Raw genomic sequence first — 20,110 nt, forward strand, 5'->3', positions numbered from 1 at the left:
CACCGTATCCCCGTCCTCTCGGACGACGTCGGGCGGCGGGCGGCCGCGCCTGCCCGGTCACATCCCACCGCTGGTTGTCCACTTGTCCACAGGGTTGTCCACAGGTGGACATCCGGGGGTCGAACGGCATGGTGGCGGAGTCGGCCGAACTGGTCGAGCGGTCAGCGTAGGGCGACGGCGGCGGTGGTCAGGGCGGCGAGGGCGTCGCCCAGGCGCCAGGCGTCGCGGTCGCGCGGGCCGATCGGGTTCGAGATGGTACGCAGCTCGACGAAGGGGACGCCGGCATGACGTGCGGCGACGGCCACGCCGTACCCCTCCATGGCCTCGGCCACCGCGTCCGGGTGCCGTCGGCGTAGCGCCTCGGTGCTGGCCGCGGTGCCGGTCACGGTGTTGACGGTCAGCACCGGGCCCACGGTGGCCGACGGCAACGCCGTACGCAGGGTGGCCAGCAGTTCCGCGTCGGCGGGCACGGTCGGGCCGCAGCCGAGAAGCTCGGGCGGCATGCCCAGCTCGTCGATGGGGATGAAGCCCTCGGGTGACTCCGCGCCCAGATCGGCGGCGACGGATCGGTTGCCGAGCACCGCGTCACCGACCGCCACCCGGTCGGCGAAGCCACCGGCCACGCCCGCGCTGACCACCCCACGGTACGGCCGGCCGGCGGCCTCGGCGAAGGCGAGCAGTCGGGCCGTCGCCGCACCGGCGACGGCCGGTCCCACACCGACCGGGACCACCACGACGGTCGAGCCGTCGAGGCCGGCCTGGACCGCCTCGGCCTCGGCGGGTACCGCGGTGACCACGAGCAGATCGGTCACGACACCGACCCCGGCGAGCTGCGACGCGGCTCGTCCTCACCGCTGCCGGACCCGGTGACCGTCGAGGAGGGCCGGTAGATGTGGAAGCCCGGCGGCGCCAGATCCGGCTCCGGCGGGGTCGAACCGCCCTGGACCGGAGCGGGGGAGGTGGGCGCAATGTCCTCGGCGTCCTCGGCGGCCTTCCGGTCCCGGTCGGCCTGATCCTTGGCGGCCCGGGCGTCGGCGTCCCGCTCCGTGGCCTTGAGTTCCTCGTCGGTCAGCGGCCGGCCACAGAGCCGCTCGGCGCGCAACCGGTGCGCCATCAGCAGCCCCCGTGCGGCGGCCAGCACCCCGACCCCGGCGGCGACGGCGATACCGATCCGACCATGGAACGGTACGAGTCCCAGCCCGCCGCCGGCCACGAAGGCCAGCATCAACACCGTCTCCGAGTGGGCGAAGGAACTGGCCCGGAGCCGTTCCGGGATGCGTTCCTGGATCGAGGCGTCCACGGCGAGCTTCGCGATGCCGCTCATCATCGCGGCGACCACGCAGAGCAGGGTGACCATCAGCAGGGAGAAGTACAACGTGGCGAGGACGGCCACCCCGGCCACGATGATCATGCCGCTGGACTGGAGCGCGGTCGGTCGGTGGATGCGTAGTCGGGTGCCGAGCGCGGTGGCCAGGAAGGTGCCGACGGCCAGTGCCCCGCCGACCAGGCCCAACGCACCCTTGTCACCCAGGTCGCGGCCGAACAGCACAGTGGTCAGGTCACCGGCCTTGATGGTGAAGGCCAGGAAGAGCAGCAGGAAGCCGTAGAGCGCGCGTAGCGTCGCCGCCCCGACCAGGTTCGAGATCACCAGGCGGCCGGCGGGACGTCCTCGCCCCAGCGGGCGGTCGCCGGTGGCTCGTCGCAGGGCCCGCAACGGTCGGGGCACCCGCTCGGGTGGCTCGGAGTCGGCCCTGGGCGGCAGCCGCAGGGCGATCACCATGCCGACCAGGAAGATGACCGAGGCGACCCGTAACGGCCACTGCGCCCCGAACCAGAACGCGGCCAGACCGATCGGCGCGACCAGGGCACCGGCGACCGTGCCGTACACGCTGGCTCGGGCGCCGACCTGGGACAGGCCGAGCCCTTCGGGCAGGAGCCGGGGGACCGCCGCGGAGCGGGCCACCCCGTACGCCCGGGACAGCGCCAGCACCCCGAAGGCCGCCGGATAGAGCCCGAAGCCGTGGATGTAATCGGAGATCATCCAGGCCAGGAACGCCCGGCCGAGCATGGTCGTCGCCAGGGCGTACCGCCGGCCGTGCCGGAAGTGGTCGAGCAGCGGCCCGACCACCGGGGCGAGCATGGCGAACGGCACCATGGTCACCAGCAGGTAGAGGGCGACCTTGCTGCGGGCCTCGCCGAGCGGGACGTTGAAGAAGATCGTGCCGGCCAGGCCGATGGCGATCAGGGTGTCCCCGGCGCAGGAGACCGCATGCAGATCGAACATGCGGACCATGCCGGTCTCGCCGCCGGCACCCCGGGCCCGGGCGCGGGCGGCGCTGCGTGTCACCCAGCGGCCACCGTTGACCGAACCGCGGAACAGCAGCCGAATGGCACGGATGCCGGTGCCGACGGTCCGCCCCAGGAGGGACCGCTCGGAGTGGGAGGACAGCGGCATGGCACCCATCCTGACCTATCGTCTGGCCGGATGCCGCACCACTGTCGGAGAACACCTCTGGGGAGTGCCTCACGGTCGACCCCACCCATGGGGAACAATGGTTGGGTGACCAGGCCTGTCTCCGCCCGCGCCGCTCGTCTCGATCAGGTCTGCGCCGCCGCCGTCGAGGTGGCGCGTGCCGGCATCACCGAGGTGGACGCCACCGAAGTCGGTGAGCACCTCCAGGCTGTCGCCGAGGGCGATCGGCTCGTCACCCACTACTTCGAATGCCTGCTTGCCGGCTATCGCGGCTGGCGGTGGGCGGTCACGGTGACCCGGGTGCCGCGCAGCCGTACCGTGACGATCTGCGAGACCGTGCTGCTGCCCGGGCCGGACGCGCTGCTCGCGCCCGGCTGGCTGCCGTGGCAGGAGCGGCTCAAGCCCGGTGATCTCGGTCCGGGTGATCTGCTGCCCACGCCCGCCGACGACGAGCGGCTCGCGCCCGGCTACCTGCTCTCCGACGACCCGGCGGTGGAGGAGACCGCCTGGGAGTTGGGCCTGGGCCGGGCCCGGGTGCTGTCGCGGGAGGGGCGGGCCGAGGCGGCCCAGCGCTGGTACGACGGCGACCACGGCCCGTCGGCGCCGATCTCCACTTCCGCCCCGGCCGCCGCGCGGTGCGGCACCTGCGGTTTCTACCTCCCGCTCGCCGGGCAGTTGCGGCAGTGCTTCGGCGTCTGTGGCAACTTCTACGCCCCGGACGACGGCCGGGTGGTCAGCACCGACCACGGCTGTGGCGCGCACTCGGAGACGCTTGTCGAGGCCGAGACGGCGGTGGAGGAGGTGCCTGCCGTCTACGACGACAGTGCGGTGGAGCCGATGTCGGTATCCCGGGCACCGGGGTCGGTCGAGTCGGGTGAGCCTGCGGAGCCGTACGGCCACTCCTGATCAACCTCGGTCGGCCCTCCGGCCGGGGTGGTGGTCAGTTGGCGGCCCGGCGGCGGCGTCGGTGGGCGTCGTGCCGCATCATCACGGCCAGGCCGGGGAAGCCCCACAGAAACCCGGCAAGGCAGATCCAGAGCCAGTCCTCGTGCCCGCTCGCGGCCAGCCGGTCCCGGAAGAGGAGCAGCACCAGCCCGGCCACCGCCCACGCGACAATGCCGGCCAGCGCGAACGGCACCATCGGCGGATCGAGTGGCTCAGGTCGCGGCTGCTGCTTCGGCACCTGCTCAGAGTACGCGACCGAACTTCCGCCGACCGCCTGCCATCTGGGACGATGCGCGCGTCGACCTGATCATTCGCTGTGAGGTTTCCTGATGTCAGTAGCGCCGCTCGACAACACACCGCCCGACCCCGGTCGGCCGGTCAACCGCTTCGATCGGTACTTCGAGGTCACTGCCCGTGGCTCGACGATGACCCGCGAGCTACGGGGTGGTCTGGCCACCTTCTTCACGATGGCGTACATCGTGGTGCTCAACCCGCTCATCCTCGGTGGTGCCGTCGACGGTGACGGCAAGGCCCTCGCGATTCCGGCGATCGCCGCGGCCACCGCGCTGGTCGCCGGCCTGATGACCATCCTGATGGGCGTGGTCGGCCGGTTCCCGCTGGCCGTCGCCGCCGGCCTCGGCGTCAACGCCCTGGTGGCGTACGAGATCGCGCCGCAGATGACCTGGGCCGACGCCATGGGCCTGGTGGTGATCGAGGGTGTGATCATCGCGGTGCTGGTGCTGACCGGCCTGCGTACCGCCGTGTTCCGCTCGGTGCCGACCCAGATGAAGACGGCCATCGGTGTCGGCATCGGCCTGTTCCTGACCATTATCGGTCTGGTCGACGCCGGTTTCGTCCGCCGCATCCCGGACGCGGCGAACAGCACCGTGCCGCTCGGTCTGGGCATCGGCGGCAAGCTGGCCAGCTGGCCGACGCTTGTCTTCGTGCTGGGTCTGCTGCTGACCCTGGTGCTTGTGGTACGCCGGGTCAAGGGCGCGATCCTGATCGGCATCTTCGCCTCGACGGCGTTGGCCATGGTGGTCGAGGCGCTCGGCAACGTCGGCCCGTCCTTCGTCAACGGCGTGCCGAACCCGAAGGGTTGGTCGCTGAACGTCCCGACCCTGCCCAGCAACCCCGTCGACCTGCCGGATCTGTCGCTGATCGGTCAGTTCAACGTGCTCGGCTCGTGGGAGCGGGCCGGCTGGCTGGTCGTGCTGATGTTCATCTTCACCCTGCTGGTCACCGACTTCTTCGACACCATGGGCACGATGGTCGCGGTCGGGCAGGAAGGCAGCATGCTCGACGAGCAGGGCACCCCGCCGCGGGCGAAGGAGATCCTGCTTGTCGACTCGATCGGCGCGGCGGCCGGCGGTGCGGCAAGCGTCTCCAGCAACACCGCGTACATCGAAAGTGCCGCCGGTGTCGCGGAGGGCGCCCGTACCGGCGTGGCGAACCTGGTCACCGGCGCGCTGTTCCTGCTGGCCATGTTCCTGGCCCCGCTGGTGGTGGTCGTGCCGTTCGAGGCGGCGTCCGTCGCGCTGGTGGTGGTCGGCTTCCTGATGATGACCGCGGTACGGACCATCGACTGGTCCGACTACGAGATCGCCATTCCGGCGTTCCTCACCATCGTGTTGATGCCGTTCACCTACTCGATCTCCAACGGCATCGGTGCCGGCCTGATCACCTACGTGGTGATCAAGCTGGCCAAGGGCAAGGCCCGTGAGGTCCATCCGTTGCTGTACGCAGTGGCGGCACTGTTCGTGGTGTACTTCCTGCGCGGTCCCATCGAGGCGCTGGTGTTCTGACGTTCCGCACCCGGGCCAGGTGTGATCCGCTCACACCTGGCCCGAGTCGGGTGAGGGTGGTCATATTCGCTGCGGTCCGGCGAGCTCATTAGTTAGGCTAACTATCGTGACGGAGCGGACGGTGACGGCGCAGAGCATGCCACCGGCGCAGCTGGCCCATCAGCTGCGTGATGCGATCACCCGGCTCAACCGGCGGGTCCGCCAGGCCCGGCCGGTAGGTGACCTGACGGTCACCCAGTTGTCCGCGCTCACCAGCATCCGGCTGGGTGGAGCGCTCACGCCGCGGGAACTCGCCGACGTCGAACGGGTGCAGCCACCGACGATGACCAAGATCGTCGCGAAGCTGGAGGAGCGCGGCCTCGTGCAGCGCACCCCCCACCCGACCGACGGCCGGCAGGTGATCCTCGCGGTGACCGCGGGGGGCCAGGCCGTGCTCGACCAGTTCGAGCGGGTCCGAGATGAATGGCTGGCCCGCCGCCTGACCGAGCTGAGCGATGCCGACCGGGAGACTCTGCAACACGCCGCAGAGATTCTCCAGCAGATCTCCCGCGCCTGACGCCGCACACCCGAGTGTGCTTCGCGCCGCGCCGTCCGTTGTCGACGACGCGTACCACCGCGAGGAGGCGCACCGAGAGTGCAGGCACGGTTGAGCACGATGTTCCAGTCCTTACAGGTCCGCAACTACCGGCTTTTCGCATCCGGGCAACTGGTCAAACTGATCGGCGTCTGGATGATGTTCATCGCCCAGGACTGGCTGGTCCTCGAGCTTTCCGACGACTCGGCCACCGCGCTCGGTGTGGTGGTCGCGCTTCAGTTCACCCCCGTACTGCTGCTCACGCTGATCTCCGGCCGGCTCGCCGACCGGTACGACAAGCGGATGCTCCTCTTCGTCGCCAACGCCTTCTGGACGGTGCTGTCGCTGGCGATGAGCGTGCTTGTCGTCACCGGCCTGGTGCAGCTCTGGCACGTCTTCGTCTTCGCCGCCCTGCTCGGCGTGGCCAATGCGGTGGAAACCCCGGTCCGGCAGGCGTTCGTCTCCGAACTGGTCGGCACCCGGCTGCTGCCCAACGCGCTCTCGCTCAACGCGGCCGTCTTCAACTCCGCCCGGATAGTCGGACCGGCCGTCGCCGGCCTGGCCATCGCGGCGTTCGACGTCGGGCCGGTCTTCATGGTCACCGCGCTCAGCTCGATCGCACCCCTGGTCACAGTGATCCAGATGCGGTCGTCCGAGCTGTACCGCCCTCCGCTGCCCCCGCGTGAGGAACGGGCCGCCGCCACCGTGATGGACGGGCTGCGGTACGTGGGCCGACGCCCCGACCTGCTGCTGCCGATGGTGGTGATGTCGGTGATCGGGATGGCGCTGTTCAACTTCCAGCTCACCCTGGCGGCGCTGGCGAAGACCGTGTTCAACACCGGCGCGGCCTCGTTCGGCCTGTTCAGCACCACCCTCGCGGTCGGTGCGCTGGCCGGTGCGCTGGCCGGTACGGGCCGACGTAGCCGCCCGTCCGTCTGGTTGGTGCTCGGCGCCGCGATCGCCTGCGCCGTCTTCGGCACCCTCGTCGGGCTCGCGCCGACCTACTGGACGGTCGTGGCGCTGCTGCCGCCGACCGGCTTCTTCATGGTCTACTTCGCCCAGGCTGCCAACCAGCGGGTCCAGCTCGGCACCGACGCCGCGTTCCGCGGCCGGGTGATGGCGCTGTGGGTGCTGGTGTTCCTGGGCACCAACCCGATCGGCGCGCCGCTGGTGGGTTGGGTCGCGGAGACCTTCGGTGCCGGCGTCAGCATCTGGGCAGGCGGCCTGGTCTCCCTCGCCACCGCCCTGCTCGCGCTCGCCTGGCAGCTGCGCCGCGACGGTGCCCGGGTACGGTTCCGGGTCCTGCCGATGCCCCGCTTCTACGTCACCGAGGCCTGAGCGGGTCACCACGGCCGAGGTGGCCCGCGCCGGGACGGTCAGAAACCGAAAATCAGCAGCGTGACGCTCCGCAACGGCATAGCTTCGTTGGGTGGAGTTCCTGCGCTTGCTGCTGCTGTCCCTGGCGCTGGCCGCCGTGGTCTGCGTACCGGCGCTGATCGCCCTCGTGCTCTGTGCCGACGAGGTCCTCGACCGCGTCACCTGCCGCTTCGCCGAATGGCGGGAACGGGGACGGGAACGGCGCCTGATCACCCGGCTGAATCAGGCGGTGGCCGTCGAGGATCTCGCCGACCCGGACGCCCTCGACGCCCTCGACCGGCCCGACCGGCGTCCGTTGGAGCAACTCGCGGCGGACCTGCGCTGCCTGCGTCGGGACCGGGTCGGTGGTGCGGCAGTGGTGTGGCACAGCAGCGTCCTCGACGCGTACGACGACCGACTCCGGTTGGCGTGCCGGGCGCTGGGCATCCCCGAACACCTGGCCGAGTTGACCGGCATCGACCAGCAGATCGAACGGGTCCGGATCGAGGGCGAACTGGACGCCGCCGGCCTGCGCCTGCCGGCCAGCCGACCCGGCCAACACCAGCGCCACTCCTGAACGGGTGCGGGTGTGTGCTCGCGTCGGCCGATGTTCGCCGACGCCGCTGCGGTCGGTCGTTGCGTTCCCGTCCTAGCTGACATCCTGCGTCGGTGCGACTCTTCATCGCGGTCTATCCGCCTGCCGAAGCGATCGGGCACCTGTTCAGCGAGGTCGCCGGGCTGCGGCTCAGCGCGGCGGCAGCCGCCGGAACGAACGTACGGCTGGTCGACCCCGGTAAGGCCCACCTCACGCTCGCCTTTCTCGGCGAGGTCGATCCCACCCGGCTGACCGCCGTGCAGCAGGCCCTACGGCTCGCCGTTGCCACGGCCGGTGGCGGTCCGCCGCCCATGCTGCGGCTGGGTGGCGGCGGCCGATTCGGGCCGGGCCGCAGCACCGTACTCTGGGTCGACGTGCACGGCGACGTCGATCGCCTGGCAGCGTTGGTCGGAGAGGTCCGCGGCGGACTGGCCGCGATCGGGGTGCCCAGCGACGACAAGCCGTTCCGCCCGCACCTGACCATCGCCCGCCCCGGCGACCGGATGCCACCCCACGACGTCGAAGCCGACCTGGCCGTACTCGACAACTACCTCGGCCCACCCTGGCCCGCCACCGAACTGGTACTGGTCCACACCCACCCCGGCCCCCCACCCACCCACCACCCCCTCACCACCTACCCCCTCTAAACCCCCACCCCACCCCCACACCCCCCACACCCTGGGCCGATCTTGCACTTTTGGTCGCAGAAATGCCGGGTATTGCCGCTTTTGTCGCGACGAGAAGTGCAAGATCGTGCAGAAAGGGCGGGGCCGCGCGGGGCAGGGGGGTGCGGGGTGTGGTGGGTGCGGGGGTTAGGAGGATTCGCGGGCGGCGGGGCCGGTGCCGAAGAGGACGTCGTCCCAGCTGGGCAGTCGCTTGCGGGGCTTGCTGCCGGGCTCGGTGGAGTCGGCGGCGGCTGCGGCCGGCGTGTTGGTACGGCGAGGGCGCAGCACCGCCAGCGACGGCACGGCCGGCACCTCCTTCGGCGCGTCCGCGTCGTCGTCGAAGGCCGAGCCCTGACCACCGCCGAGCAGCGCCGCAGCGCCGCCGGAGACCGCCCGCTGCCGGGGCGAATCCGGCGATCCGGCAAGTGCGGCCGGGGTCCGCGGTTCGAGACCACGGCCCGACGTGGAGCCGAGCGGCCGATCGAGTGAGGCGAGCAGGGCGTCCCGGCCGGCCCGGATCGGGTCACGGCCAGTACGGCCCGACTCGGCCGGCGTCGGCAGCCCGTGGCCACCCCGACTCGGCTCGCCGCGCGACGGACCGGGCAGCGCGTGGCCGCCCCGCTCCGGTGCCGGCTCCTGGCCGAGAATGGGCGTGGGGCGTTCGGCGCAGAGGTACTGCGCCATGTCGTCGTGCGGCGTCACCGACTGACGGGTCTTGTCCAGATCCCAGACCGCCTGCGCGGTGGCCTTGCCGGACGGCCAGGTGGCGACGATCCGCCAGGTGCCGTCGTCGCGCCGCCACGCGTCCCAGGAGATCTTCTCGGTGTCGATGCCGTGCTGGGCGAGTCGCCCGTTGACCACCTCGGCCAGCGGGGTCGGCTTCTCGGCACCCTTGAGCCGGGTACGCCGAGCGTGCTGGGCGAGCATCGCCCGCTCCTGGAGCACCGGGCCGGCGTAACGGAGCACCCGGTCGACCGGTACCCCCGCGATGCGGGCGACGTCCTCAGCGGACTCGCCGGAACGGATCCGGGCCTGAATGTCCCGAGGGGACAGCGACGGCACCGGGTCGGCGGTGGTCGGTGCCACCGCGAGCGTCGGTGCACCCGGCTCGGCGTGCAGCACTCCGGCGACGCGCTCGTCGATGGGCAGGGCGAGCAGTCGCCCGACCTCGTCGGCGAGCACCAGGGCCTGGCCGTCCTCGGAGAGGGCGACGAAGCGTACTGGGCGCATCGCGTTGCCTCCGTCCCGCTTCGCTGGCCGTACGCCACGAGCCGGCCACCCGGGGCGTTGAGGACCACGGTACGCCCATCCGGGTCCAGGTGGGAGACGCCACGCCCGGGCAACTCGTGCTGAGCAGCCTTCTTCGGTGCTGGTGAGAGCTGTGTGGCCGGTCAGTTGCCGGCCGCCGACAGCAACGGTACGACAGTGCACGGCACTGCCGCAGCCCGGCCGGTCCGCTCAGCGTAATGGGCCCGGCGACCCCACGGGGTCGACCGGGCCCATCGGCTCAACGTCGGGTCAGAGCCGCTCGACCACGTAGTCGATGGACGCGGTCAGCGCCTCCACGTCGGCCGGCTCGACGGCCGGGAAGAGCGCGATGCGCAGCTGGTTGCGGCCCAGCTTGCGGTACGGCTCGGTGTCCACGATGCCGTTGGCGCGCAGCGCCTTGGCGATCGCGGTGGCGTCCACCCCGTCGGCGAAGTCGATGGTGGCGACCACGTTGGAGCGCAGCGCCGGGTCGGCGACGAACGGGGTGGCGACGGCGGAGCGCTCGGCCCAGCCGTACACGATGCCGGCGCTCTCGGCCGTGCGCTTGGCCGCCCAGGCCAGCCCACCCTGGGAGTTCATCCAGTCGGTCTGCTCGGCGGCCAGGAAGATGGTGGCCAGCGCCGGCGTGTTGTAGGTCTGCTCCAGCCGCGAGTTGTCGATCGCGGTGACCAGGTCCAGGAACGCGGGGATGTACCGGCCGGAGGCCTTGACCTCGGCGGCCCGCTCCAGTGCGGCCGGCGACATCAGGGCCAGCCACAGGCCACCGTCGGAGCCGAAGCACTTCTGCGGCGCGAAGTAGTAGACGTCGGTCTCGCCGACGTTGACCTCCAGGCCGCCGGCGCCGGAGGTGGCGTCGACCAGCAGCAGCGAGCCCGGGTCGGCGCCGGCCACCCGGTTGATCGGCACCGCGACACCGGTCGAGGTCTCGTTGTGCGGGGTGGCGTAGACGTCCACGCCGGCCTCGGCGACCAGGGTCGGTGCGCTGCCCGCGTCCGACTTGCGGATCGTGGGCTCACCGAGGAACGGGGCGTCCTTGACGGCCTTGGCGAACTTTGCGCCGAACTCGCCGAAGTTGGCGAACTGTGCCCGGTCGCGGATCAGGCCGAAGGTCGCCACCTCCCAGAACGCGGTGGTACCCCCGTTGCCGATGATCACCTCGTAGCCCTCGGGCAGGGAGAAGAACTCGGCGATTCCGGAGCGCAGCCGGGCCACCTGGTCGCGGACGGTCTTCTGCCGGTGCGAGGTGCCCAGGTAGCTGGTGGCCACCTCGGCGAGCGCGGAGACCGCCGCCGGACGGACCTTGGACGGCCCGCAGCCGAATCGGCCGTCGGCGGGCTTGATCTCGTCGGGAATCCGGATGGTCGGAGCGTCAGCCACGGTTTTCAAGATCCTTCCGCATGGGTCGGGGCCCGGGTGAGCAGGTGGGAGTGGACCGATCGGCGTGCGCGTGTGGGTGCGTGATCACACCCTCCGGCGGCACTGCCGCCTTCATCCTCGCACCCGCCGGTACCCGTCCGGGCGCTCGTCTCACCCCGAACCGTGAGTCGTCCGCCACAGCCCGTGGCCTGGCCCACATCGGTGTCGGCCACGGGCGTACGCCGACGATCCGCCCGCCCACGACCCGGACGGCCGCTGCGGCGCCACAAGCCGGGAACGGGGTGTTAAGAGGGGGCCCCTCCTCTACCGGAAACGTTAAGAAGGGGCCCTTCCTTACACCTCAGACGCCGTGGGGGACGGCGTCCCAGCCGTCGACCTCGTGCGGCTTGCGTGGGCCCGGCCCGACGTAGCGGGCGGAGGGGCGGACCAGGCGCTGGAGCTTCTTCTGCTCCAGGATGTGCGCGCTCCAACCGCCCATCCGGGCGCAGGTGAACATGGAGGTGAACATGTGGGCCGGTACCTCGGCGAAGTCGAGGACGACCGCGGACCAGAACTCGACGTTCGTGGCGAGTACCCGGTCCGGCCGGCGGGCCTGCAACTCGGTCAGCGCCGCCTTCTCCAGCGCCTCGGCGACCTCGAACCGGGGGGCACCCAGATCCTTGGCGGTACGGCGCAGCACCCGGGCGCGCGGGTCCTCGGCCCGGTACACCCGGTGGCCGAAGCCCATCAGCCGCTCGCCCCGGTCGAGGACGCCCTTGACGTAGCTCTCGGCGTCGCCGCTGCGCTCGACCGCCTCCAGCATGCTGAGCACCCGCGACGGCGCGCCGCCGTGCAACGGGCCGGAGAGCGCGCCGATGCCCGAGGAGATGCAGGCGGCGGCGTCCGCGCCGGTGGAGGCGACGATCCGGGCGGTGAAGGTGGAGGCGTTCAGGCCGTGCTCGGCGGCCGAGATGAAGTACGCGTCGACGGCCTTGACGTGGCGGGGGTCGGGCTCGCCACGCCACCGCTTCATGAAGCGCTCGACCACCGTCGAGGCCTTGTCGATCTCCTTCTGCGGCACTGCGGGCAGGCCGAGACCCCGAGCGGACTGGGCGACGAAGGACAGCGCGGTGACCGAAACCCGGGCGAGGTCCTCGCGGGCCTGCTCGTCGGAGATGTCGAGCATCTGCTGCAGACCCCAGTACGGGGCGAGCATCGCCACGGCGGACTGCACGTCGACCCGGATGTCGCCGGAGTGCACCGGCACCGGGAACGGCTCGGCCGGCGGCAGGCCGGGCCCGAACCGGCCGTCGACCAGCAGGGCCCAGACGTTGCCGAAGGAGACCTGGCCGATCAGATCCTCGATGTCGACCCCGCGATAGCGCAGCGCGCCGCCCTCACGGTCAGGTTCGGCGATCTGGGTTTCGAACGCTACGACGCCTTCGAGTCCGGGTTTGAAATCGGCCATCTCACTACTCCTGGTGTGTGGTCGGTGCGCCCGCCCAGGCTCGGTGCCCGGCCCCGGCCGGGTGAGCGCCCTAGGCGACCCTCTCCGGATGTGTTCGTGACATCTTGCCTGCTGGTAACCGGGTGTGCGACCCACTGTCGATGTGCTGCACACGACATCCCCGGATGAGCCGCCCGTCGTCGGTTCGGCGAGACTTGACCGTACGGGCTGGTCGGGGGCGGATCCGCCGGACGGACAGGGGAGGACACGTGACGGGGGACACACCACCGCCATCGGGCATGCGCCACGAGTACGACGCCGGATCGGGGCTGCTCGAAGCCGACCTGGCCGGTGACTGGTGCACCCAGTTCGATCGCTGGTTCGCCGAGGCGGTGGCCGCCGGGCTGCCGGAGCCGAACGCCATGGTGGTGGGCACCGCCGACGCCACCGGTCGGCCGAGCGCCCGCACCGTGCTGCTGAAGGGGTACGACCAGCAGGGCTTCGTCTTCTTCACCAACTACCGGTCCCGCAAGGGCGCCGAGGTGGCTGTCAACGCGTACGCCAGCCTGGTGTTTCCCTGGTTTCCGATGCAGCGGCAGGTGATCGTGACCGGGTCGGTGGAGCGGATCGACCGGGCCACGACCGAGGAGTACTTCGCCAGCCGGCCGCGCGGCTCGCAGCTCGGCGCGTGGGCCAGCACCCAGTCGTCGGTGCTGCCGGACCGGGCCGCGCTCGACGACTCCTACCGGGCGGCGGCGCAGCGCTTCGCCGAGGTGGCGCCGATCCCCGCCCCGGAGCACTGGGGTGGCCTGCGGGTACGCCCCGACTCGGTGGAGTTCTGGCAGGGGCGGGCCAGCCGGCTGCACGACCGGCTGCGGTTCCGCCGTACCGACAGCGACTGGGTCGTGGAGCGGCTGGCCCCGTGACCTCGAAAGACACCTCCCGGCAGCGTGAGCAGCGCCGCTGGGCGATCGACCTGCGCCCACTGCGGGTGCCGGCGTACCGGCGGCTGTGGGTCGGCAACGCCATCGCGATGTTCGGGTTCCAGTTCACCGCGGTCGCCGTACCGGTGGAGATGTACGCGTTGACCGAGGACTCGCTCTGGGTCGGGCTGCTCGGCGTGGCTGCCTTCGTACCGTTGCTGGTCTTCGGGTTGTGGGGCGGCGCGGTGGCCGACGCCCTCGACCGGCGTCGGGTGCTGCTGGGTGGCTCGGTGCTGCTCTGGGTGTCCGTCCTGGGGTTGCTGGCGCAGGCCCTGCTGGATGTCGGCAGTCCGATGCTGCTGCTGGCGCTTGTGGCGTTGAGTTCGGTGTCGTTCGCGATCGCCAGTCCGGCCCGCGCCGCGCTGGTCGGCCGGCTGGTACCGGTCGAGCTGGTACCCGCCGCCACCACGCTGAACTTCACCACGGCGATGGCCACCTCGGTGCTCGGCCCGCTGGCCGCGGGTCTGATCCTCGCCGTCTTCGAGCTCGGGATCGCGCTGCCCGTCGCGTACGGCCTGGATGCCACGCTGCTGGTCGCGCTGGTCTGGGCGGCGCTGCGACTGCCCGCGATGCCACCCGAACCGGACCCGGACGGCGGTCCCCGGCAGGCCGGGCTGCGCAGCATCGTCGACGGCGTCCGTTACCTGGCCGGCGCACCGGTGCTGCTGCTCTCCTTCGCGATCGACCTGATCGCGATGGTGTTCGCCTTTCCCCGGGCGCTCTTTCCCGAGGTGGCGACCGAGCGGTTCGGTGGCGGCGCGGCGGTGGGCTGGCTGTACAGCTCGATCGCCATCGGGTCGCTGCTCGCCGGCCTGCTGTCCGGCTGGATCGGCCGGGTCCGCCGGCAGGGGCTGGTGCTGGTGCTGGCGGTCGTCGGCTGGGGTGTCGCGGTGGCGTTGGCCGGGCTGGCCCGCCAACTCTGGCTGGTCGTCGCGCTGCTGGTGCTGGCCGGCGCGGCCGACCTGGTCAGTTCGGTGGTACGGCAGTCGATGCTGATCGTGTACGCCCCGGACCGGATGCGTGGACGGCTGCAAGGGGTCAACACCGTCGTGGTGGCCGGCGGCCCGCGCCTGGGTGACCTGCGGGCGGGAGCCATGGCGGCCGGTTTCGGCAGCGGCGTGGCCTGGGTGGGCGGTGGTCTGGCGGCGGCGGTGTTGGCGGTGCTGCTCGCCGTGGCGTTCCCGGCGCTGACCCGCTACCGGGCGGCGATCCAGACCGGTGACCGCCGACCGCAGTGAGCGCAGAGCCGACCTGGAAGCTAGGGTCTGGCGACATGGATAGCCCTGAGCCGCGTCCCCTCTCCGGGGCACAGTGGACCATTGCCGCCGCCGGTCACGAGGCGGTCATCGTCGAGGTGGGTGGCGGGCTGCGCACCTACCGCCAGGACGGCGTCGAGTACGTCGACGGGTACGCCACCGACGAGATCTGCCCCGGTTCGGCCGGTCAGGTGCTCGCGCCCTGGCCCAACCGGATCCGGGACGGGGTCTACACCTTCGACGGGCGGTCGTTGCAGCTCAACATCACCGAGCCGGAGCGGAACACCGCCCTCCACGGCCTGGTCAACTGGTCGTCCTGGCACCTGATCGAGCAGCGGCCGGACGAGGTCACGATCGGCTTCGACCTGCCGCCGCAGCCGGGATACCCGTGGCCGCTGCGTCTGCGTACCCGCTGGAGCGTCGGGGCCGACGGGCTGCGCGGCGAGCACGAGGTGACCAACATCGGGGTCGAGCCGGTGCCGTTCGGCTTCTCGGTGCATCCGTACCTGCGCCTGCCCGGCGTACCGGTGGAGGAGATCGCGTTGCAGGTGCCCGGGCGGAGCCGGATGCTGGTGGACGGGCGGTTGCTGCCGGTCGGCGTGACCCCGGTGGCCGGCACCGAGTACGACTACACCGAGCCGCGGCGCATCGGCGATGCGGTGCTGGATCTCGCCTTCGGGGAAGTGACCCGCGACGACGACGGTTCGGCGGTGACGCTGCGCGGCCCGGACGGGTCCAGCGGGCTGAGCATCTGGGCGGACGCCCAGTTCGGCTGGTGGCAGGTCTACACGGGCGACACACTGACCGGTGAGCGGTTCCGGCGGTCGGTGGCGGTGGAGCCGATGACCTGCCCGCCGGACGCGTTCCGGTCCGGTCGGGATCTGATCGTCCTGGCACCCGGCGAGACCTGGCGGGGTGCCTGGGGAATCCGGCCCGGAGTCTGAACGGACGTCGGCCGGCCGTTCCGGCGTCGGCCACCCCGGCCCAGCATCGAGGAGAGACAGGTGGAGTTCGCGGACGTCGTCCGGCGACGCCGGATGGTGCGTAACTACGACCCGGACCGCCCGGTCCCGCCGGAAGTCGTGGAACGGTTACTGGACCACGCGGTGCGGGCCCCGTCCGCCGGGTTCTCCCAGGGCTGGGGGTTCCTGGTGCTGGAGGAACCGGCGGACCGGGAGCGGTTCTGGGCAGCCACCACCCCGGAAGGCGGCGGTACGGGCCGGTGGCTGGCCGGGATGCGCCGCGCTCCGCTGATCGTGGTGCCGCACGCCAACCGCTCGGTCTACCTCGACCGGTACGCCGAAGCGGACAAGGGCTGGGCGGACCGCTCGACGGACCGTTGGCCCGTGCCGTACTGGTACATCGACACCGGTTTCGCCGCTCTGCTGATGATGCTGACGGCGGTCGACGAGGGACTGGGTTCCTGCTTCTTCGGGATTCCGCCGCAGCGGCTGGAGCCCTACCGGGAGGCGTTCGGTGTGCCGGAGGAGTACCACCCGATCGGGGCTGTCACTGTCGGTTATCGCGCACCCGACCATCGGTCACCCTCACTGCGTCGAGGGCGTCGTCCGGTGGACGAAGTGGTCCGCCGAGGACGGTGGAGCTGACCCGAACGGGTGGTTTCGTCCTGTTGAGAACCGGACTACCGGTAGCGAAACTGGCACCAGGGAGCAGAACGTGAGGTGCGGGGGGCCGCTACGCTGGCACCGACATCGGTGCCGCGGGGCGCGGCACCGTGCCGCGACCCGCGTCGGCGTCGTGGTACGACCCGGGCAGGGGGAGGGGAGCGTGCCGTCGTGATCTTCAGAGCGGTCCGGGACGGGCGGCCCTACCCGGAACACAACCTGACACTCAAGCAATGGGCCGAGATCCCGCCCCGCCCGCTGCGCCTCGACCAGCTCATCACCACCAAGCGCGAGTTGGCGCTGGACAAGCTCCTCGCCGAGGACTCGACCTTCTACGGTGACCTGTTCCCGCACGTGGTGCAGTGGAACGGTGGTCTCTACCTGGAGGACGGCCTGCACCGCGCGCTGCGCGCCGCGTTGCAGCAGCGCAACCAGATCCACGCCCGGGTGTTCGTGCTGGCCGAGTCGGTGGAGTGACCGGTCGGTCCCATAGCGTCGGGCAAGTAGACGTTCATGCGGTCTGACCTGCGCAGACACGCGATCGGGTGACTCGGCGAGCGGCTGTCGTACAGGGGGCTTACCGTCATCACAGACAACGCGTCTGACAAGGACGGTGAGGGCGATGGCACGCGACGGCGACATCAACGAGCCCACCAGCAGGTTCCCCGACACTGACCTGCACCCGGACGACCGGTCCGATGTTCCGCCCCCGCCGCCATCGGGCGGCGGTGCCGCACGGGCCCTGCTCTGGGTGCTCGGCGCGGCCGCACTCGCCGTGGTGGTGCTGCTCGGCGTGCAGACCACCGGGATCCTGCCCGAGTTCCGCAATCCCTTCAGCAAGGAGCAGACCGACCGCAGTCAGCCGGCGCTGCTGGAGTCGATGCAGGATCTCAGCCGTTACGTGGCCGCCGAGGGCAACTTCCAGGTCGTCGTCGACCTGCAGAACGACCGCCGGAACGTGCCGGACTGGCTGCTCAACCAGCGCACGCTCTTCGTCGGATCAGGCAGCGTCGAGGCGTACGTCGACTTCGGCACCCTCACCGAGGGGGCGATCGTGCAGTCGGCCGACGGCAAGTCCGTCGAGATCAAGCTGCCGGCCCCGCAGCTCGCCGAGACCAACCTCGACCTGGACAAGAGCTACGTCTTCGCGGAGGAGCGGGGCCTGCTCAACCGGGTCGGTGACCTGATCGGCGGTGACCCGAACCGGCAGCAGCAGGTCTACCAGCTCGCCGAGGACCGGATCACCGCTGCGGCACGGGACAGCGGGTTAATTGCCCGGGCAGAGGAGAACACCCGCAAGATGCTGGTCGGCCTGCTCGCTTCCCTCGGCTTCGAGCACGTCACCGTCACCTACGTAGCCCCCTGACCGCTGCCCCACCGCCCGACCCATCCGGCGGTGGGGCAACTTCGGGGAAGTTGCTGCCTCCGGCCCCCGTTTGGCAGCACTTTCCCCGAAGTTGCCTGGCGCCTCGCGTGCGGGGTGCCCCGCGTGGGGGCGCCCAGGGGGGCGAGAGCCCGGCGTGGGGGAGGTCAGCGGGCGGTTGCGAGGTAGCGGTCCTCGTTGGGCATGATGATCCACAGTGCCAGGTAGATGATCACCTGGGTGCCGGGCAGCAGCAGCGACAGCAGGAACAGCAGCCGGACCATCCCGGCCGACATGCCGAAACGCTGGGCCAGGCCGGCGCAGACACCGGCGAACATGCGCCCCTGCCGGGGCCGTACAAGCTTGCGACTCATCGTGGTAGTCCCCTCTGCGGCGATCCGCCGCTCTTGGCGTCAACGCTAGGGCCAGGACCTGCCCCCGCCCTCCGTCCCGAGAACGAACCTTCCCCAGCCCACCCGTAGGTACATACCCGCGCCCTCCTCCCTATCCCCACCCCTACCCACCCCGCCCCCGCTCCCCGCCCGCCCCTGCCCCCGCCCGCCCCTGCTCGTCGATCATGGAGTTTTGGTCGGGGCATAAGGGGTGTAGCGGGTGCAATCGGCGACCGTAAGTGCAAGATCGATGGGGAAAGGTGCACCGTAGGTCGCCCCGCCTGCTGCGCGTGGGGTGTGGGGGTGGGGTGGGGGTTAGGGTCGGTGGGGTGGGCGTCCTTATCGGGGCGCTGGTGGCCGGCCCTGGTGACGGGGCGGTGGCGATCTTCATCGTCTGTTGACCGGTGATCCCGGCGCAGGGCGAGGGGTGTGGGCATGATCAGCGTGTTCGACCTGTTCAGTGTGGGCATCGGGCCGTCCAGCTCGCACACGGTGGGGCCGATGCGGGCGGCGCGTACGTTCGTTCACGGGCTCAAGGGCGATGGTCGGCTCAGCGAGGTGAGTCGGGTACGGGCCGAGTTGTTCGGGTCGCTCGGTGCCACCGGGCACGGCCACGGCAGCGACCGTGCGGTGCTGCTCGGCCTGGCCGGTGAGGTGCCCGAGACGGTGGACACCGACACCGTCGATGCTCGGGTGACGGAGATTCGGTCGCGGCGGCGGCTGGCGCTGCTCGGCACGCACGAGATCGACTTTGACCCGGACCGGGATCTGCTGCTGCATCGTCGCCGGTCGCTGCCGTATCACCCGAACGGGATGATCTTTTCGGCGTACGACGGCAGCGGGGCCGAGGTCAGGACGCGCACCTACTACTCGGTTGGTGGTGGGTTCGTCGTCGACGAGGCGGCGGCGGGGGCCGACCGGATCAAGCCGGACAGCACCGAGGTTCGCCATCCTTTCGTCACCGGAGCGCAACTGCTCGACGTGACCGCCTCGACCGGGCTGTCCATCAGCGAGGTGATGCTCGCCAACGAGTTGTCCTGGCGGTCCGAGGCGGATGTGCGGGCCGGGCTGTTGGACATCTGGCGGGTGATGCAGGAATGCGTCGAGCGCGGCTGCACCCGCGACGGCACGCTGCCGGGCGGGTTGAAGGTCCGCCGCCGCGCCGCCGAACTACGCCGCAGCCTGGAAGCAGACGCCGCCACCCCGCACCCAGCCACCCCGCACCAAGCCGCCGCGGACGCAGCGAACCCGCACCCGGGCACCCCGCACCAATCCGCCGCGCAACCAGCCACCGAGCGCCCAGTCGCCGAGCGTCCCGCCAACCCGCAGGCGGGGGCGGCAGCGCGGGCGGTGGACCCGCTGCACGTGATGGACTGGGTGACCCTGTTCGCCTTGGCGGTCAACGAGGAGAACGCGGCTGGTGGGCGGGTGGTGACCGCGCCGACCAACGGCGCGGCGGGGATCATTCCGGCGGTGCTGCACTACTACACGCGGTTCGTGCCGGGGGCCAGCGCCGACGGGGTGGTGCGGTTCCTGCTCGCGGCCGGCGCGATCGGGGTGTTGTTCAAGGAGAATGCCTCGATCTCCGGCGCGGAGGTGGGCTGCCAGGGCGAGGTCGGCTCGGCCTGCTCGATGGCCGCCGCCGGGTTGGCCGAGGCGTTGGGCGGTACGCCGGCGCAGGTGGAGAACGCCGCGGAGATCGGCATGGAACACAATCTCGGGTTGACCTGCGACCCGGTGGGCGGCCTGGTGCAGATACCGTGCATCGAACGTAATGCGGTGGCTAGCATCAAGGCGATCACCGCCGCCCGGCTGGCCCTGCGCGGTGACGGGGTGCACGCCGTATCGCTCGACAAGGTCATCAAGACCATGCGGGAGACCGGCGCCGACATGAAGGTCAAGTACAAGGAGACGGCGCGCGGCGGTCTCGCGGTAAACGTGATCGAGTGCTGAACGGACGAAGTTCACCGACTGCTAACCTGTCGTCCGTTCAGTAGGCGGGAGAA

Annotated in this window: 20 protein-coding genes; 13 read left to right on the top strand and 7 right to left on the bottom strand. The window is 71.1% G+C overall.

From position 1 onward, the window contains the following. Positions 1 to 161: 161 nt before the first annotated feature. Together VAB18032_RS02065 and VAB18032_RS02070 are read right to left on the bottom strand one after the other, a co-directional pair. Positions 162 to 812: a futalosine hydrolase gene (locus VAB18032_RS02065; protein WP_013731112.1), complete on the bottom strand. Its 651-nt coding sequence runs from the start codon at positions 810 to 812 to the stop codon at positions 162 to 164. After that, a complete protein-coding gene (locus tag VAB18032_RS02070) occupies positions 809 to 2,455 on the bottom strand; it encodes an MFS transporter (RefSeq protein ID WP_043722704.1) in 1,647 nt (548 codons plus the stop codon). The genes VAB18032_RS02065 and VAB18032_RS02070 overlap by 4 nt, the downstream gene beginning before the upstream one ends. A gap of 87 nt (positions 2,456 to 2,542) precedes the next feature. Between VAB18032_RS02070 and VAB18032_RS02075 the strand changes: the two genes are divergently transcribed. Then, on the top strand, positions 2,543 to 3,379 hold the full coding sequence (locus tag VAB18032_RS02075; RefSeq protein ID WP_043719444.1) for a DUF3027 domain-containing protein: 837 nt from the start codon (positions 2,543 to 2,545) through the stop codon (positions 3,377 to 3,379). A 34-nt stretch (positions 3,380 to 3,413) separates the two neighbouring features. On the opposite strand, the gene VAB18032_RS02080 is transcribed toward VAB18032_RS02075, so the two are convergent. Next, entirely contained in the window at positions 3,414 to 3,656 is a 243-nt protein-coding gene (locus VAB18032_RS02080; protein ID WP_013731115.1) for a DUF2530 domain-containing protein, read from the bottom strand. 91 nt (positions 3,657 to 3,747) lie between these two features. Between VAB18032_RS02080 and VAB18032_RS02085 the strand changes: the two genes are divergently transcribed. From VAB18032_RS02085 to thpR, 5 genes are all read left to right on the top strand, one after another. Further along, on the top strand, positions 3,748 to 5,223 hold the full coding sequence (locus VAB18032_RS02085) for an NCS2 family permease (protein WP_013731116.1): 1,476 nt from the start codon (positions 3,748 to 3,750) through the stop codon (positions 5,221 to 5,223). A gap of 106 nt (positions 5,224 to 5,329) precedes the next feature. Then, complete coding sequence (locus tag VAB18032_RS02090) at positions 5,330 to 5,779, top strand: MarR family winged helix-turn-helix transcriptional regulator (RefSeq protein ID WP_043719449.1); 450 nt, start codon at positions 5,330 to 5,332, stop codon at positions 5,777 to 5,779. A gap of 78 nt (positions 5,780 to 5,857) precedes the next feature. Beyond that, a complete protein-coding gene (locus VAB18032_RS02095; protein ID WP_013731118.1) occupies positions 5,858 to 7,135 on the top strand; it encodes an MFS transporter in 1,278 nt (425 codons plus the stop codon). Positions 7,136 to 7,226: 91 nt separating this feature from the next. Beyond that, positions 7,227 to 7,730, top strand: a complete 504-nt coding sequence (locus VAB18032_RS02100) for a hypothetical protein (RefSeq protein WP_013731119.1) — start codon at positions 7,227 to 7,229, stop codon at positions 7,728 to 7,730. A gap of 92 nt (positions 7,731 to 7,822) precedes the next feature. Beyond that, a complete protein-coding gene (gene thpR, locus VAB18032_RS02105; RefSeq protein WP_013731120.1) occupies positions 7,823 to 8,395 on the top strand; it encodes an RNA 2',3'-cyclic phosphodiesterase in 573 nt (190 codons plus the stop codon). Between the two features lie 165 nt (positions 8,396 to 8,560). Here thpR and sepH read toward each other — a convergent pair whose 3' ends face one another. The 3 genes from sepH to VAB18032_RS02120 form a co-directional block, all read right to left on the bottom strand. Beyond that, the gene (sepH, locus tag VAB18032_RS02110; RefSeq protein ID WP_013731121.1) at positions 8,561 to 9,643 is read right to left on the bottom strand and encodes a septation protein SepH; all 1,083 of its coding nucleotides are present in this window, start codon (positions 9,641 to 9,643) and stop codon (positions 8,561 to 8,563) included. A gap of 288 nt (positions 9,644 to 9,931) precedes the next feature. Next, a complete protein-coding gene (gene serC / locus VAB18032_RS02115) occupies positions 9,932 to 11,059 on the bottom strand; it encodes a phosphoserine transaminase (RefSeq protein ID WP_013731122.1) in 1,128 nt (375 codons plus the stop codon). Positions 11,060 to 11,399: 340 nt separating this feature from the next. Further along, positions 11,400 to 12,506 (bottom strand): citrate synthase 2, encoded by a 1,107-nt coding sequence (locus VAB18032_RS02120; protein ID WP_013731123.1) that lies wholly within the window; start codon positions 12,504 to 12,506, stop codon positions 11,400 to 11,402. A gap of 278 nt (positions 12,507 to 12,784) precedes the next feature. On the opposite strand from VAB18032_RS02120, the gene pdxH reads away from it, so the two are divergent. The 6 genes from pdxH (at position 12,785) to VAB18032_RS02150 (ending at position 17,715) form a co-directional block, all read left to right on the top strand. After that, complete coding sequence (gene pdxH, locus VAB18032_RS02125; protein ID WP_013731124.1) at positions 12,785 to 13,411, top strand: pyridoxamine 5'-phosphate oxidase; 627 nt, start codon at positions 12,785 to 12,787, stop codon at positions 13,409 to 13,411. Continuing rightward, a complete protein-coding gene (locus VAB18032_RS02130; RefSeq protein WP_013731125.1) occupies positions 13,408 to 14,706 on the top strand; it encodes an MFS transporter in 1,299 nt (432 codons plus the stop codon). Before pdxH ends, VAB18032_RS02130 begins: the two co-directional genes overlap by 4 nt. A gap of 35 nt (positions 14,707 to 14,741) precedes the next feature. Further along, positions 14,742 to 15,668, top strand: coding sequence for an aldose 1-epimerase family protein (locus VAB18032_RS02135; protein ID WP_013731126.1), 927 nt, complete (start codon positions 14,742 to 14,744; stop codon positions 15,666 to 15,668). Positions 15,669 to 15,728: 60 nt separating this feature from the next. Continuing rightward, positions 15,729 to 16,331 carry a nitroreductase family protein gene (locus tag VAB18032_RS02140; protein ID WP_013731127.1) on the top strand — a complete coding sequence of 201 codons (603 nt, stop codon included), beginning with the start codon at positions 15,729 to 15,731 and terminating at the stop codon, positions 16,329 to 16,331. A gap of 189 nt (positions 16,332 to 16,520) precedes the next feature. Further along, on the top strand, positions 16,521 to 16,826 hold the full coding sequence (locus VAB18032_RS02145; protein WP_013731128.1) for a type II toxin-antitoxin system VapB family antitoxin: 306 nt from the start codon (positions 16,521 to 16,523) through the stop codon (positions 16,824 to 16,826). 145 nt (positions 16,827 to 16,971) lie between these two features. Further along, complete coding sequence (locus VAB18032_RS02150) at positions 16,972 to 17,715, top strand: DUF4230 domain-containing protein (RefSeq protein ID WP_013731129.1); 744 nt, start codon at positions 16,972 to 16,974, stop codon at positions 17,713 to 17,715. 164 nt (positions 17,716 to 17,879) lie between these two features. Here VAB18032_RS02150 and VAB18032_RS02155 read toward each other — a convergent pair whose 3' ends face one another. After that, on the bottom strand, positions 17,880 to 18,086 hold the full coding sequence (locus tag VAB18032_RS02155; RefSeq protein ID WP_043719459.1) for a PspC domain-containing protein: 207 nt from the start codon (positions 18,084 to 18,086) through the stop codon (positions 17,880 to 17,882). A 453-nt stretch (positions 18,087 to 18,539) separates the two neighbouring features. Here VAB18032_RS02155 and VAB18032_RS02160 point away from each other — a divergent pair, with 453 nt between their 5' ends. After that, positions 18,540 to 20,057 (top strand): L-serine ammonia-lyase, encoded by a 1,518-nt coding sequence (locus VAB18032_RS02160; protein ID WP_013731131.1) that lies wholly within the window; start codon positions 18,540 to 18,542, stop codon positions 20,055 to 20,057. Positions 20,058 to 20,110 lie beyond the last annotated feature (53 nt).

The organism is Micromonospora maris AB-18-032 (assembly GCF_000204155.1).
GTDB lineage: Bacteria > Actinomycetota > Actinomycetes > Mycobacteriales > Micromonosporaceae > Micromonospora > Micromonospora gifhornensis.

Excerpts from the sequence above, each read along its gene's own strand:
- VAB18032_RS02070 (WP_043722704.1), bottom strand. The coding sequence starts at position 2,455 with ATGCCGCTGTCCTCCCACTCCGAGCGGTCCCTCCTGGGGCGGACCGTC.
- VAB18032_RS02075 (WP_043719444.1), top strand. The coding sequence starts at position 2,543 with ATGGGGAACAATGGTTGGGTGACCAGGCCTGTCTCCGCCCGCGCCGCT.
- VAB18032_RS02085 (WP_013731116.1), top strand. The coding sequence starts at position 3,748 with ATGTCAGTAGCGCCGCTCGACAACACACCGCCCGACCCCGGTCGGCCG.
- sepH (WP_013731121.1), bottom strand. The coding sequence starts at position 9,643 with ATGCGCCCAGTACGCTTCGTCGCCCTCTCCGAGGACGGCCAGGCCCTG.
- VAB18032_RS02120 (WP_013731123.1), bottom strand. The coding sequence starts at position 12,506 with ATGGCCGATTTCAAACCCGGACTCGAAGGCGTCGTAGCGTTCGAAACC.
- pdxH (WP_013731124.1), top strand. The coding sequence starts at position 12,785 with ATGCGCCACGAGTACGACGCCGGATCGGGGCTGCTCGAAGCCGACCTG.
- VAB18032_RS02135 (WP_013731126.1), top strand. The coding sequence starts at position 14,742 with ATGGATAGCCCTGAGCCGCGTCCCCTCTCCGGGGCACAGTGGACCATT.
- VAB18032_RS02150 (WP_013731129.1), top strand. The coding sequence starts at position 16,972 with ATGGCACGCGACGGCGACATCAACGAGCCCACCAGCAGGTTCCCCGAC.
- VAB18032_RS02155 (WP_043719459.1), bottom strand. The coding sequence starts at position 18,086 with ATGAGTCGCAAGCTTGTACGGCCCCGGCAGGGGCGCATGTTCGCCGGT.
- VAB18032_RS02160 (WP_013731131.1), top strand. The coding sequence starts at position 18,540 with ATGATCAGCGTGTTCGACCTGTTCAGTGTGGGCATCGGGCCGTCCAGC.